Annotated in this window: 11 protein-coding genes, 1 pseudogene and 1 riboswitch; of the genes and pseudogenes, 7 read left to right on the top strand and 5 right to left on the bottom strand. The window is 61.1% G+C overall.

The window, feature by feature from the left end; translation table 11 throughout:
* The 5 genes and pseudogenes from metE to C9427_RS33965 form a co-directional block, all read right to left on the bottom strand.
* The coding region (gene metE / locus C9427_RS32125; RefSeq protein ID WP_107652998.1) for a 5-methyltetrahydropteroyltriglutamate--homocysteine S-methyltransferase at window positions 1-2,039 on the bottom strand (2,039 nt) is incomplete at its 3' end.
* A 116-nt stretch (window positions 2,040-2,155) separates the two neighbouring features.
* A riboswitch (cobalamin riboswitch) is annotated at window positions 2,156-2,355 on the bottom strand.
* Between the two features lie 274 nt (window positions 2,356-2,629).
* Window positions 2,630-2,923, bottom strand: a pseudogene (locus C9427_RS32120) (cytochrome P450); the annotation flags it as partial.
* Window positions 2,890-4,122: a cytochrome P450 family protein gene (locus C9427_RS32115; RefSeq protein WP_107652997.1), complete on the bottom strand. Its 1,233-nt coding sequence runs from the start codon at window positions 4,120-4,122 to the stop codon at window positions 2,890-2,892. The pseudogene C9427_RS32120 and the gene C9427_RS32115, both read right to left, overlap by 34 nt.
* A gap of 90 nt (window positions 4,123-4,212) precedes the next feature.
* Window positions 4,213-4,905 (bottom strand): OmpW/AlkL family protein, encoded by a 693-nt coding sequence (locus C9427_RS32110; protein WP_069091148.1) that lies wholly within the window; start codon window positions 4,903-4,905, stop codon window positions 4,213-4,215.
* Window positions 4,906-5,135: 230 nt separating this feature from the next.
* Window positions 5,136-5,492 carry a transposase gene (locus C9427_RS33965; RefSeq protein WP_146172631.1) on the bottom strand — a complete coding sequence of 119 codons (357 nt, stop codon included), beginning with the start codon at window positions 5,490-5,492 and terminating at the stop codon, window positions 5,136-5,138.
* A 169-nt stretch (window positions 5,493-5,661) separates the two neighbouring features.
* Here C9427_RS33965 and C9427_RS32105 point away from each other — a divergent pair, with 169 nt between their 5' ends.
* From C9427_RS32105 to C9427_RS32070, 7 genes are all read left to right on the top strand, one after another.
* Window positions 5,662-6,537, top strand: a complete 876-nt coding sequence (locus tag C9427_RS32105) for an AraC family transcriptional regulator (RefSeq protein ID WP_107652996.1) — start codon at window positions 5,662-5,664, stop codon at window positions 6,535-6,537.
* A gap of 47 nt (window positions 6,538-6,584) precedes the next feature.
* Window positions 6,585-7,700: a threonine aldolase family protein gene (locus tag C9427_RS32100; RefSeq protein WP_245437258.1), complete on the top strand. Its 1,116-nt coding sequence runs from the start codon at window positions 6,585-6,587 to the stop codon at window positions 7,698-7,700.
* 541 nt (window positions 7,701-8,241) lie between these two features.
* A complete protein-coding gene (locus C9427_RS32095) occupies window positions 8,242-8,562 on the top strand; it encodes a GNAT family N-acetyltransferase (protein WP_245437257.1) in 321 nt (106 codons plus the stop codon).
* A gap of 341 nt (window positions 8,563-8,903) precedes the next feature.
* Window positions 8,904-9,872 (top strand): omptin family outer membrane protease, encoded by a 969-nt coding sequence (locus tag C9427_RS32085; RefSeq protein ID WP_107652994.1) that lies wholly within the window; start codon window positions 8,904-8,906, stop codon window positions 9,870-9,872.
* A gap of 452 nt (window positions 9,873-10,324) precedes the next feature.
* On the top strand, window positions 10,325-10,894 hold the full coding sequence (locus C9427_RS32080; RefSeq protein ID WP_107652993.1) for a hypothetical protein: 570 nt from the start codon (window positions 10,325-10,327) through the stop codon (window positions 10,892-10,894).
* Window positions 10,895-10,917: 23 nt separating this feature from the next.
* Window positions 10,918-11,589 carry a hypothetical protein gene (locus C9427_RS32075; RefSeq protein WP_425351702.1) on the top strand — a complete coding sequence of 224 codons (672 nt, stop codon included), beginning with the start codon at window positions 10,918-10,920 and terminating at the stop codon, window positions 11,587-11,589.
* 35 nt (window positions 11,590-11,624) lie between these two features.
* Window positions 11,625-12,878 (top strand): Shedu immune nuclease family protein, encoded by a 1,254-nt coding sequence (locus tag C9427_RS32070; protein ID WP_107652991.1) that lies wholly within the window; start codon window positions 11,625-11,627, stop codon window positions 12,876-12,878.
* The last annotated feature ends 62 nt before the right edge of the window (window positions 12,879-12,940 follow it).

Raw genomic sequence — 12,940 nt, 5'->3', positions numbered from 1 at the left:
ACATCGGCATCCATTGCGGCAATCGCGTCCACGATATCGCCGAACTCGGAGTAGCACATATGGGTGTGGATCTGGGTCGCATCGCCGACCGCCGTTGAAGCCAGCCGGAAGCATTCGACGGCCCAGTCGAGATAGGCCTGCCAGTCGGCCTCGCGCAGCGGCAAGCCCTCGCGCAGTGCCGCTTCGTCGATCTGGATCATCCTGGCGCCGGCCTTTTCGAGGTCGCTCACTTCATCGCGAATGGCGAGCGCGACCTGGCGGCAGACGGCTGAGCGCGGAAGGTCGTCTCGGACGAAGGACCAGTTGAGGATCGTCACCGGGCCGGTAAGCATGCCCTTCACCGGCTTTAGCGTCAGCGACCTTGCATATCGCCACCAATGTACTGTCATCGGCTGTTGTCGCGACACATCTCCAATGATGATCGGGGGTCGCACAAAGCGCGAGCCGTAGCTCTGCACCCACCCATGTTGCGTGAAGGCGAAGCCGCAGAGCTGCTCAGCGAAATACTGCACCATGTCGTTGCGCTCGAATTCACCGTGGACCAGCACGTCGAGTCCGATCTCTTCTTGCCAGCGAACGGCGGCTTCTATCTCTTTCTTCAGGAAGGCCTCATAGTCGACGTAACTCAGCTCGCCCTTGGCATGGGCTGCCCGCGCCTTGCGAACCTCGGCTGTTTGCGGGAAGGAGCCGATCGTCGTGGTGGGGAAGGATGGCAAGCCAAACGTGTCGCCCTGAAGCTTGGAGCGCACGTCGAATGCGCTCTTCCGGCGCGTCATGGCGACCTTGATGGTGGCGACCCGACCTTCGACGAGCGGATCATGCACCTTGGCGGATGTCGCGCGAGCGGCGGCAGCCTCAGCCGACGCCTCTAGTTCGGCGGCGCCCGCGTCCCGGCCTTCAGCTAGGGCACGGGCGAGCACGACCAGCTCGTCGGTTTTTTGCGACGCGAAGGCGAGCCACGATTTCACGTCCGCATCGAGTGTCGTCTCCATGTCCAGGTCGATCGGCACATGCAGCATCGAGCAGGACGGGGCGATCTCCACGCGGTCCAACGGCCAGCCGGCGACGATCGGCTTGATGCGGTCAAGTATGGCAGGCAGGTTCGCGCGCCAGACGTTGCGGCCGTCGATCAGCCCGAGCGAGAGCACAAGTTCCTTCTGCGCGAGCCGGCCGACGGTCTCCAACTGCTCTGGAGCGCGCACGAGATCGACGTGCAGTCCCGCCACGGTCAGAGAAATTGCGGTCTCGAGATTGTCTCCCAGCGATCCGAAATAGGTAGCGACCATGATCTTCAACTCCGGTGCTGCTTTTGACAGCCGGCAGTAGGCGAATTGGAGCGCATCCCGTTCGTTGGGAACCAGATCGACCACGAGCGCCGGCTCATCGATCTGCACCCAATCGGCTCCCGCGAGCTTCAGCCTCCGCAGGAGCTCCTCGTAGACGGGCAGCAGCCGTGGCAGGAGCGCGATAGGGTTGAAACCTTCATCAGGTGACTTCGCCAACTTGAGAAAGGTAACCGGTCCAAGCAGGACCGGGCGCGTGTGGATGCCGAGCGCCTTGGCCTCGAGGAAATGATCGACCGGTTTCGCCGACGAGAGGGCAAAGCTCTGATCGTCGGTAAGTTCCGGCACAATGTAGTGATAGTTGGTGTCGAACCATTTGGTCATTTCCATCGCGGCAAGGCCATGCCCGTTGGCCGCATGCTCGTCACCGGCATGTCCGCAATCAGCGGCCTGATCTTGGTTGCCGCGCGCCATTGCGAAATAGGTATCGAGTGGGACCTCGCCGTCAGTCCAGGCGTATCGTGCCGGCACGGCGCCGACCATGGTGACGGTGTCGAGCACATGGTCATAAAGCGAGAAATCGTTGGACGGGATTTTCGACACGCCGTGATCGTGCTGCTCCCTCCAGCTAGCCTCGCGTAGCGCCTTCGCCGTCGCGAGCAGGTCGGCAGCGGGAGATTTTCCGGACCAGTAGCTTTCAAGCGCGAATTTCAGTTCCCGCCGTCGACCGATACGCGGCACGCCGAGCGTTGCCACAGGAATTTGTTGAGAGACAGTCATGCCATACCCCGATGGTTGGGGCGTGGGGACAAGGAACGCGCGAGTAGGCGGCACGAAGCCAGGCTACCGCGGCCACCGAGACACCCCGCCCGTGGACGTTGTTCGTCGTGGCAGGTCTCCTGGCTTGCGGGTCAAAGCCTCTGCCCGTCTTCCCGAGGCCGTTCGCCTCAGTGACACCAATGGGCTTGGCTCGCCGCTAACAGTTGCGGGGGCAGCGCCGGCATCGCACCGGCTTCCCTCTTAGCTCCGCTACGGCAGTGCCGCGCGGAGAACCACGACATGCGCACAATCACAGCAGCTTCGCTCCTTGTCAATACATATAACGAGATGTTTATGTGATGATGCGAATAGTGCCCTTGCGCTGATCGGTCTCTTTCGCCCAAAGCCGTGTACGATGCGGCCTCACATCAGTGCAGGCTCGGAGAGGCCCTTGTCCCCATCGGCGACGCCGGATCAGATCGAGGTCGCCGGGCTCAAGAGCGTAAAGTGGGGCGAGGCCGTCACGGTCCGCCGGGAATCCCGGTATTTGTTCCCCGCTCGGCTTCGCTCAGCGTGCTTGCGCACTCGCCCATCAGCACGCTGATAACCATGTCCGGAAGCGGAAAGGAGAGGTGGCGCCTCAGGTCGGCGGACTGGGGCTGGGCCGCCAGCGTCTCGCACAACTGCGCGGCGATCGCCTCGACCTGCTGCGCGAGCAGCTTCACCCTGCGATTGCTGAAGGCCGGCGCCACGATCGTGCGTAACCGGGCATGCTCGCCCCCCTCGTGCGAGACCAGCCACCCCGGCGAACCGAGAATCACCGAATCCGGGGTGAATGCCGCACTCTCTAAGCGACGGAAGGGCGGAAGCTGACCGGCAGGCGCTGCGGGCAGCGAATGACGTAAGACGGCATGTAGACGACGTCCTCCGCAGCGATGGTCAGCGCCAGATCCTCCAGCCGCCGGAACAGCGCGGGGAAGGCGCAGCGCAATTCCAGGCGCGCCAGCGCAGCGCCCAGGCAGGAATGCGGCCCCTCGCCGAATGACAAATGCGGGTTGTGCCGCCGGGTGACATCGAACCTGTTGGCGCCGGGACCGAAGGCCTTTTCGTCCCGGTTCGCCGCATGGAACGCCATCAGGACGGCATCGCCGCGGCGGACCAGGCATCCGTCGATCTCCACGTCCTGGGTGGCATAGCGGAACGGCAGATTGGCCGCTGAGCTGCCCCAGCGCAGGATCTCCTCGATCGCCTGTGACCACGGAACTTGGCCGCTGCGCACCAAGTGCAGTTGCTGCGGATGCGTCAGCAATGCCAGCACGCCATTGCCGATGACGCCGGCGGTGGTCACGAAGCCCGCAGAGAGCACCATGAACAGCATGTCGATGAGCTCGGTGTCGGAAACGAGCTCGCCTTTGTCACGCGCGACGATCAGGGCCGAAGCCAGATCATCGCCGAGCTGGCCCCGCTTGAGCGCGATCAGGCGACGGAAGAACTCCGGGATGCGCTGCCGCGTCTGTCGCACCTCTTCGCCTGTGGCGGAGGTGTTGGCCAGGCTGTAGGTGAGCGCGACGATCTCTTCGCGCTGTTCGTCCGGCAAACCGAACAGTTCGGCGATCACGTTGGTGGGCAGCGGAGCGGCGAACTCGCTCATCAGATCGGCACTGCCGCCGCGCTGCGCCATCTCGGCCAGGAGTCGATCGACGCATTGTTCGACCCGTGGCGCCAGCAAGGCGATACGACTGGGCGCGAAGCTGCTGGACAGCAGGCCGCGCAAGCGCCGGTGATCGGCGCCGTGCGCCGTGGTCATGTTGTCCACTTTGCATATCCCGATCAGCGGATGATCCTCGGGAATCTCGCCGTCCTGCAGCGCCCGCCACTGTCGCCAGTCCTTGTTGAAACGCTGGTCGGAAAGCATCTGCCTGAGCGTCTGGTGACGGGCTGCCGCCCAGATCACCACATCGCCCGGCAGCGACACTCGCGCCATCCCCCCCTGCCGCAGAATCGCAGAAGAAAGACGATCAAGTTGCGTGGGAGCGGCCGGCACACCGATCACGTCGCAATGATCGTTTTCTACGCGCATGCCAACAACTCCTTTAAGAACCATCGCGGGTCCACTTCTCGGCACGGATGATCCGCGCGCGGACTTCGAAAAGTGCCCCGTGCTTCGTCCTCAGAAGCGGTAGGTGAGACCTGCGCCTATCAACCAGGGATCGAGCTTGGCCTTGCCCGTGAGCTTGGCGCCGGCGACAGTGACGTCGAAGTCGGGCTTGAGGAAAAGCTTCTTCACGTCGAAGTTGACGCCCCAGTGCTGGTCCACCATGTAGTCGAATCCGACCTGCAGCGCGGCGCCGAATGTGTTCTTGACCTTGAGATCATCGGCGCTGCCGACTTGCTGATGATAGAAGATCGTATAGTTCACGCCGGCGCCGATATAGGGCTCGAAGGCGCCGAAATCGGTAAAATGATACTGCAATGTGAGCGTGGGCGGCAGCAGCCAAACCTTGCCGACCTCGCCCAGCCCGCCGATCGCACCTTGGCCATCGATGTTGGCATAGGTGGTGCCGAGTATGAGTTCGGCGGCGATGTTGTCCGTGAAGAAATATGAGATATCGAGTTCCGGCGTCACGGTGTCCGAATACGAAAGACCGGAGCCGGGCACCGCATTGACATAGCCCGAATCCTCGGTGATCACCCCCAACGCACGCAGGCGGATCTGCCAGGGGCTTGGCGCTTCCGCGACGCAGGCTTCTGCCTGCGGGACGCTCGCGGCTTGCCCAACATCTGCCGCGCCGGCCTGTCCCGCAACGATGAGGACGACAGCCGCTGTCATTGCCCGCGCCACGCCAATTCGCGCTCTCGCCATACTTTTCTCTCCTTGATCTTCAGAAGCGACGCATTGCGCCTTGATTGAATCCTGCTCGCATCAATCGAGATTGACGGAGCGCTCATGCGGGATAGCCCCCGCATGTGTCGTGCCAAATGAGAAAATCGTTGCAGAACAATGCGGTCACTCCGATAGCGCTGTGTCTCATGTCCGACTTCGTCGAAGACCCGACAATGAGTGCAGCCGTAGCCGCCCCTGGTAGCCGTTCGTCAACATCGGCCGGCAGTTCGTTGGCATGCTCGTACTCGGCTTCGAGTTTTGGCGTATTCTGCGTTCAGCGCTTTGATCGGCGCCTGCTGCTTCGCCGTCAGGCCGGGGAACGTTCCAGCCAGTTGGCGCAGTTCGTGGGCATGTCCGTAAGGCGTCTCGACCGCGACCGATATGGGCGGGAAATCCTTTGGCAGCATGCGCCAGCCGCCACGCGATCGGGCTTGTAGCGGATCGCGTTCAAGCCCTCGCGCAGCTCCGTCGCCACGCGCCGCCGAGTCTTGGCCGCGCCCGGGTTGTATCCGCGACCATTCCTCATCCGTCAGATAGCACTTGGTCTTCTTCTCGACATCGGCCATCCGGCCACGCGTCGCTCGGGTCCACATCCCAAGCTTCAATCACGATTAATCCCGCCAATCCGCTGCCCGCACTGCAGCAGGCCCGGGACGGCAATTGATCATGCTTCGGTTTGAAATTCGCGACGTGTGCACGATATCGTTGTGATGACCAACCTGGATTGATCATCAAGTGGCCGATACCGCCATAGAATGCGGCGAAAAGGCGCGTGGCCGTTCTGAACCTCCGGGCCGGCCGCCGCGCAATCGTGCGGTGATGAAGCACTCCGATGTCCTTGGTGGGCTCGATTACCTGACGGCGGACTATCACCGGCAGGATTTCTCCAAGCATGTCCACAACGAGTATCTAATCGGACTGATCGAGCGAGGCGTCCATGATGTTTGGTGCCGAGGTGAGGTTTGGCACGCCGGTAGCGGCATCGTCGCGACCTTCGCGCCCGGCGAACCGCATTTCGGGGGTGCTGGTGACGATCTTGGCTGGAGCCAGAAAATCTTCTACATGCCCGAAGGCCTTATCCGGCAAGTCCTTGAGGACAGCGGCCAAAACGAACCCGGAACGATCGACTTCAGGAGCCCGTTCCAGGAGAATGCCCCAGTTGCACACGGCCTCAGCGCGTTTTGGCGCCTGCTTGAACATGGGCATAGCTCGGCACTGGAGATCGAGGAGTATCTGATCCGTTTCCTGCCCCACGTCTTCGCAGAGGCCGGCGGGTCGCGCGTTGCTGAGCCAAAATTCGTGCCACCGAGGTTCCGCGACGTACGTGACTTCATCCATGCCCACTTTGACGAAGTTCTGCAGCTCGCCGCCCTGGCCGCCCTCGCCGGATGCTCCAAGGCGACGTTGATCGATGGCTTCAAGGCACATTTCGGGTTGCCTCCCACCCGCTACCTGATCCAGGTCCGCATCGACGAGGCGCGACGGCTGCTGAGGCGAGGTCAGCAGGTCGCCGAGGTCGCCGTCGCGGTAGGGTTCGCGGACCAGAGCCACCTGACCCGACACTTCAAGGGGGTGTTGGGGGTGACGCCGGCACGTTACCTCTCGGTTTGAATATCGTTCAATAAAGCGCGCGGCGAACCGTCTAACTTGGACGGTCAATGGATGAAACGAGCGTCAAGACCATGAGCGACAGCAAACAGACCCGCCCCCGCGGCTTCACCAGCGACAACATCGCCGGCGTCTCCCCCGAAGTGATCGCAGCCATCACCGCGTGCGCGTCGGGTCAGGCGCTTCCCTACGGCAACGACGAGCTGACGCATACCGTCGAGCGCCAGCTCGCCGAGGTGTTCGAGCATTCGGTCGACGTGTTCCTCGTTTCGACGGGGTCGGCGGCGAACGCGCTGGCGCTCGCGGCGATTACGCCGCCATGGGGCAGCATCCTCTCGCACGCTGACGCACACATCAACCGCGACGAGTGCGGCGCGCCGGAGTTCTACACCGCCGGTGCGAAGTTGGTGCAGCTTCCAGGCGAGGCTGGCAAAATCGACATCGACGCCTTGGCGGCCAATGCAACGCGCATGGTGGGCGATATCCACTCGATCCAGCCCTCCAGCGTCAGCATCACGCAGGCGACCGAGATGGGATCGGTCTACGCGCTCGACGAAATCAAGGCGATCGGACGTATCTGCCGGTCAGCGAACCTGCCGCTCCACATGGACGGTGCTCGCTTCGCCAACGCCCTCGTCACTCTGCGCTGCTCGCCGGCCGAGATGACGTGGAAGGCCGGCGTCGACCTTGTGTCATTTGGCGCCACGAAGAATGGAACGTTTGGAGTCGATGCGGTCGTCTCGTTCCGCGGAGATCTCGCGAGCACGATCGCCTTTCGCCGCAAGCGGGCCGGCCAGTTGAGTTCCAAGATGCGCTTCATGGCGGCGCAAATGGACGGTTATCTGAGGGACGGTGTCTGGCTTCGCAACGCGACCCATGCCAATGCGATGGCATCGGCGCTCGCGCAGGGGTTGGCCCTGGTGCCAGGCGTGAAAATCCAGCAGCGCCCCGAGGCCAACATCCTGTTCTGCCGACTTCCCACGTCCCTGATCCGGGGGCTGCTCGACATGGGATTCCGCTTCTACCATGATCGCTGGGAGCCCGGAATCGTGAGGTTCGTCACCTCTTTCGCGACGACCGAGGCGGACGTGTCCGACTTGATCGGCGCGGCAACCAGCCTCTGCGCACCGGTCGGCTCGGCTCGTGTTCCGGCTGGCGCCGAATGAGTTGTGGCGACCGTCGAGCGCTCTCGCCGCCCGTCACGGATGTCCCTCTTTGCTCGAATGCATTGTCCGAGCGTTCTGGCCGCACGAGCATCTCAGGCTGTATCGTTTGTCCCAGGCCCTTTTAGACTTGCAGCTTCATCTTACCTCGGCAAGGCGGCTTCACCGTGCAGTAGCGATGTGACCGGGTTGATTTTCTGTAAGAAGGTACCCTATCTGCGCAATTGACCTCAAGTCATCCCGGAATACTGCATGCTTGTAATATTTATTTTGCATTTTTTTATCATATTTTTGATGAAAAATGCTGTTCACTCGAATGCTGTTCACTCGTCCTAGTTACTTAAAAGAGTGAGTCGGATCTGCGCGGATAGCAGCATGAATCGGGATTTGAGCACTAGCAGGAGAAAATATGCCTTCCATATCTACGCGCCGCGCCAACGCAACGGACGCAGGGACGGTCGTCCGTTTTATTCACGCGCTACTCGATGAACTCACTGGCGGGAAAGCGCCCGCGCCCGACGACGTCAGACAAAGCGCGGAGATAATGCTTGCCGACGCTGGCGTGGTCGCAGTGATCGCAAGTGCAGATGACGAGCCGGTCGGCATCATGGTGCTGAATGAATGCACGGCGATCTATGCAGGAGGCAAGTTCGGCTATATTTCGGAGCTGTATGTTCGACCCGAAAAGCGCTCCAAAGGGATTGCCCCTCATCTGCTTGAGGTCGCCTCGCGGGAAGGCCGTGCGCGTGGTTGGAAGCGACTTGAGCTTGCAGCGCCCAGGCAACCAAAATGGAAGCGCACGCTCGATTTCTATCTGCGCAACGGCTTCGAGGAACTCGGCCCTCGGCTCTGTCGGATTATCTAGACTAGAGAGTTTGCTATGGGCTGCTCAAAGCAACCTGCACGACCTCAGCGGGTTGAGGTCCGGCGTGGTCGCTGCCTGACGCTGCAATCGTACCAGCATCGTCATCGCAAATGTGTGCCTCAGATAATGCACGGTTCCCGTCACGCCGGCCGCCCGGAACGCATCGGCAAACCGCCGTCAATCGGGTCACGCTAGCGGCGTTTCCTTGAGTGTTGAGGAACAGAGCCGAGGGCGGCAATTTTGCCAACCTACAGGGGCGCTGCATAGACGACCGCACCTGACTTGCACCCGGTTACGCTGCGTATAGCCGAATGGCGGATGATTCCTATGGGGGTAGTCCTATGAAATTGCACGCGAAAGTCTTTGGTGGAGCGGCAGCGTTGCTCGCTGCCTGGCCGGCGATGGCCAGCGACGCGGTGGCGAGCGAACCGGCGCCCTACAATCCCAATTTCTCTTTCGTTGGCGGCGTCGGCGTCATCGACATCGAGGCCAACGAGCTGGTCTATCAGGCTCCCGGCAGCGGCTCGAAGCTGAGCCACCTTATCTGGGAAAACACCTCTGCCGTCATTTCAGCCGAGATGACGGCGCGCAGCGAGGCCGGCTGGACCGCCAAGCTTTCCGGCCAGATCGCCTTCAGCGGCGACAGCTACATGGAAGACTATGACTGGAACCCGTCATTCTCGACCAATGATGGCTGGAACGACTGGAGCAACCGTTCGCGCCATTCCGACACCGATCTTGATTACTTCTATTCGGCAATCGTCGCGCTCGGCCACAATTTCCAGTTCAGCGACCAGCTGCTGATCAACGTCAACGGTGGTTTCAAGTACACCTCGGTCAAGTGGACTGCCTATGGCGGCTCCTATGTCTACAGCGTTGCCGGCTTCCGGGATTCGGTTGGCGACTTCCCACGAGACGCAAAGGCCATCAGCTACCAGCAGAAATTGCCGGTCGCCTTCGCCGGCATCGATGCGACCTATGTCCAGGATCGCTGGAACTTCGGCTTTGCGCTGAAGGGCGGCACGACCTTCTCGGCCGGCGCTACCGATCATCACTGGATGCGTGACCTGCGCTTCGAGGATGATTTCGAATTGGCGCCGGTTCTGATGGTCGGCGGCAGCGTCGGCTACCAGTACAACGAGCGGACCAGCTTCTTCGTCTCCGGTTCCTACGAAAAGGTGTTCACCGCTCGCGGCGACTACAACACCTATGACATTGCGACCGGCGCAGAGACTGGCGGCGAAGACGACTGGATCGGCGGCGATTTTGCCGCGGCGACGGTGATGGTCGGCATCAAGACCTCGTTCTGATTGAACGAGTTCGACCGGAACGCCAAACCGATGTCCGCACCGCGCAGAAATCTGACGCGCCCGCGCGACTGGATTGGACAGATACTTAAGGAAAATCAGCCAGTTACGGGCCTGGTGCAAAGATCGCACACGAAAGTTCTGCTTCTCTCGCTTTTTCGTTCCCACCATGAAGCAACCGACAGCCCTTTTCGGACGCTCTTCTGCCGACGATATTGACCGCTTCAATGCTGCCGGCGGCGCTCGCCAGTCGTACGATGAGGTTTGAATGCTCTTTAGCTAGGGTGAGCGCCCTGAGCCAATCATCATGCTGCCGGCGAACCACCTACCGGCGGCTCAAAACGACGTATTTTGGACTTTCCGCGGCGCCCTCCTGGCGTTCTCATTGACAGGAGAGACATCGAATGATGGAATGTCCTTGGTCCTAGGACAGAGGACAAGCTGCAATGATTGGAATGAAAAGTCAGGATATCGTGGTGCTTCTGAAGCTCGTGAGCTTGCAGGAGCAAGGAGAGTTCGCGGGCCATGGGGAACAGCGTAGGGGCTTTGCGGGCGAGGCCCCCTTCTCTGTTCGCGGGCTGGAATCCCTAACAGGTATCAGCAAGACGGAGATCAACGCCTCCTTAAAGCGCAGTCTCTCATCGGGGTTGGCCATTAAAGACCGGGATACGGGACGGGCCAATCCTCACCGCCGCAATCTCTATGAATTTATCGTCCACGGCCTGAAGTTCGTGTTTCCCGCGAAGGCAGGCGCGATGACGCGCGGTATTCCGACGGCGTTCGCCGCGCCGATGCTGAAGGGGCTATTGGTCAGCGGAGGCGAGTACATACACATATGGCCCTATGCCCAAGGGCGGGACATGGGGCAGTCGGTTGAACCTTTGTTCAAGAGTGTGCCTGAAGCAGTCCAGAAAGATGAACGGCTCTACGAATATCTTGCTCTCGTTGATGCCATCCGGCTCGGCAATCAGCGCGAAGCGGGCCTGGCGGGACAGCGGCTTTCGGAGAGGTTCCTGAAAAAATGACGGTCCGAGGCCAATTGCTCCTGATGCTGCAGACGGTGGCGGAAGCTTTGGGGGAAGACTTCCGGGAACGGCTGGTCTTTGTCGGCGGGTGCACAACCGCTCTTTTTATAACAGACGAAGTGACCCTTGAGGATGTGAGGGCGACTGACGACGTCGACCTCATCGTCGATCTTGCCGGTTATGGAGAGTGGGCGCAGTTGCGGGAAGAATTGAGGCAGCGAGGTTTCGCTGAGTCCCCCGAGGACAACGTCATCTGCCGGATGCGGCTGCGGGACCTCAAGGTCGACTTTATGCCGGACGATGCCGGCATACTCGGCTTCACTAACCACTGGTACGCAGTTGGGATCGAAACGGCAGTAACCCATGAATTGACCGATACGCTCAGGATCAAAAAGCTTTCCCCGGAGCTATTTGTCGCGACAAAGCTGGAAGCTTATCTCGGGCGCGGCGCAGGTGATCTGTTCATGAGCCGTGACATGGAAGATATCCTCCTCATCGTCGACGGGCGGCCGGAGATCGTGGACGAGATTCTTGCTGCAGAGGCCGAAGTCCACCGGTTCATCGCCGAACAGTTCACAGTCCTGCTTCAGAACGGCGACTTCGAATATTTCCTTGAGGGAAATGTCCGCGGCCCGGCAGGGCGGACCGACATAGTGCGAGACCGGTTTGTCGCCATTAGTCGTGGCGCCGGGTGAAGAGGATGGTGGCAGCCAGTGCAGGAGCACGTGTGATGATTTCGTTTGAGGTCGGCAGCAAGGGCGTGACGCTCGAATACGAACCGCACTTCGGTGGCAATGCCTGGGTGACGCGGGAGCTCAAGGCGGCGGGCAAGGTGACGCTGAGCCGGGTCTTCTTCTTCCGCAGTTCCGACCTCGTGGCGGAGACGGCGCACGGTGCCGCGCACGACGACGAGGCGGACGAGGACGATCGACCGCTCTATCGGTTTCGGTTCGCGACCACAAAAAACGGATATCACCGCATTCCCGGGCGGATCCTGGGGATCGACAACGATGTGCTGATCGTCGCGGAGGGGATCGCGCTGGACCGGAAGGTCTTTGTCGCCGAGCGCAATATCAGCATCTTTCGGCGCATTGCAAAGCTGAACCCCGGCAGCGAAATCGTCGTTGGCGGCGACCGGGTCGACAGCATCGCCGTCGAGGCCTTCGGCGAGCTGCTCGAGAGGTTCCCGAACAGCATCGAGGTCGACCGCTATGCCGCGGCGCGCGTGGAGACCATCCTCGGCGAATTCTTCGACGGCGCGACCAGCGCGCGCGATCACTACGAAAGCTACCTGAATCGCCGGAACGCCGGTGCGCGCGGCCGGGCCTTGCGACGGGATGAGCTGCTTCGTGCCGAGATCGACAAGTTCGTCTATCTGCGCGAGACCCTCTCCTCCTGGCTCGCCAGGGCGGCAAGCTACTCCGAGAAGGAGTGGCAGAAGATGGTCGTCGGCGTCATCCTACTGCTGTTCCCGAAATATGTGGCGGTGTTGGAGAATGTTCGGATCGCCGACTTCTATTCGACGCCGGACAAGCGAAAGAACCGATACGTCGACCTTTGCGTGGTCGACGCCAACGGCAACATCGACGTCATCGAGATCAAGAAGCCTTTTGACGACATTCTGCTGAGCAGAGGAATTTATCGTGGCAACAGCGTTCCGACCAAGGAGCTGTCAGGCACCATCATGCAGGCCGAGAAATACCTGTTCCACCTCTCAAAATGGGGCGTTGAGGGGGAGCGCGAACTGTCGAAGCGATACGGGTCAGCACTTCCCGGCGGCCTCCAGATCCGGGTGACCAATCCCAAGGCGCTGCTTCTGCTCGGCCGCGATCGCCGAACGGACGGCACTGGCGGGCTCACCGAGAACCAATCGTTCGACCTGGAGGTGATCAAGCGGAAATATGTGAATATGATGGACATCGTCACCTACGACGATCTGCTCCGCCGACGCGCTGACAAGCGTGGCACAGAACGGCGGGATTGAACCGACAGGTGCCCCCAATCCGGCCGAGCCCGCGCGCTCCGTCAGCGAGACGCGGGCGGCGG

The organism is Mesorhizobium helmanticense (assembly GCF_003034915.1).
GTDB classification, from domain to species: Bacteria; Pseudomonadota; Alphaproteobacteria; order Rhizobiales; family Rhizobiaceae; genus Mesorhizobium; species Mesorhizobium helmanticense.
Note: the sequence above shows the minus strand (reverse complement) of the source record. Positions and strands in the feature narration are given on the sequence as shown.

Coding starts and splice junctions, on each gene's coding strand:
- C9427_RS32075 (WP_425351702.1), top strand. CDS start 10,918: ATGCTGCAGACGGTGGCGGAAGCTTTGGGGGAAGACTTCCGGGAACGG.
- C9427_RS32070 (WP_107652991.1), top strand. CDS start 11,625: ATGATTTCGTTTGAGGTCGGCAGCAAGGGCGTGACGCTCGAATACGAA.
- C9427_RS33965 (WP_146172631.1), bottom strand. CDS start 5,492: ATGGCCGATGTCGAGAAGAAGACCAAGTGCTATCTGACGGATGAGGAA.
- C9427_RS32110 (WP_069091148.1), bottom strand. CDS start 4,905: ATGGCGAGAGCGCGAATTGGCGTGGCGCGGGCAATGACAGCGGCTGTC.
- C9427_RS32115 (WP_107652997.1), bottom strand. CDS start 4,122: ATGCGCGTAGAAAACGATCATTGCGACGTGATCGGTGTGCCGGCCGCT.
- C9427_RS32085 (WP_107652994.1), top strand. CDS start 8,904: ATGAAATTGCACGCGAAAGTCTTTGGTGGAGCGGCAGCGTTGCTCGCT.
- C9427_RS32080 (WP_107652993.1), top strand. CDS start 10,325: ATGAAAAGTCAGGATATCGTGGTGCTTCTGAAGCTCGTGAGCTTGCAG.
- C9427_RS32100 (WP_245437258.1), top strand. CDS start 6,585: ATGGATGAAACGAGCGTCAAGACCATGAGCGACAGCAAACAGACCCGC.
- C9427_RS32095 (WP_245437257.1), top strand. CDS start 8,242: ATGCTTGCCGACGCTGGCGTGGTCGCAGTGATCGCAAGTGCAGATGAC.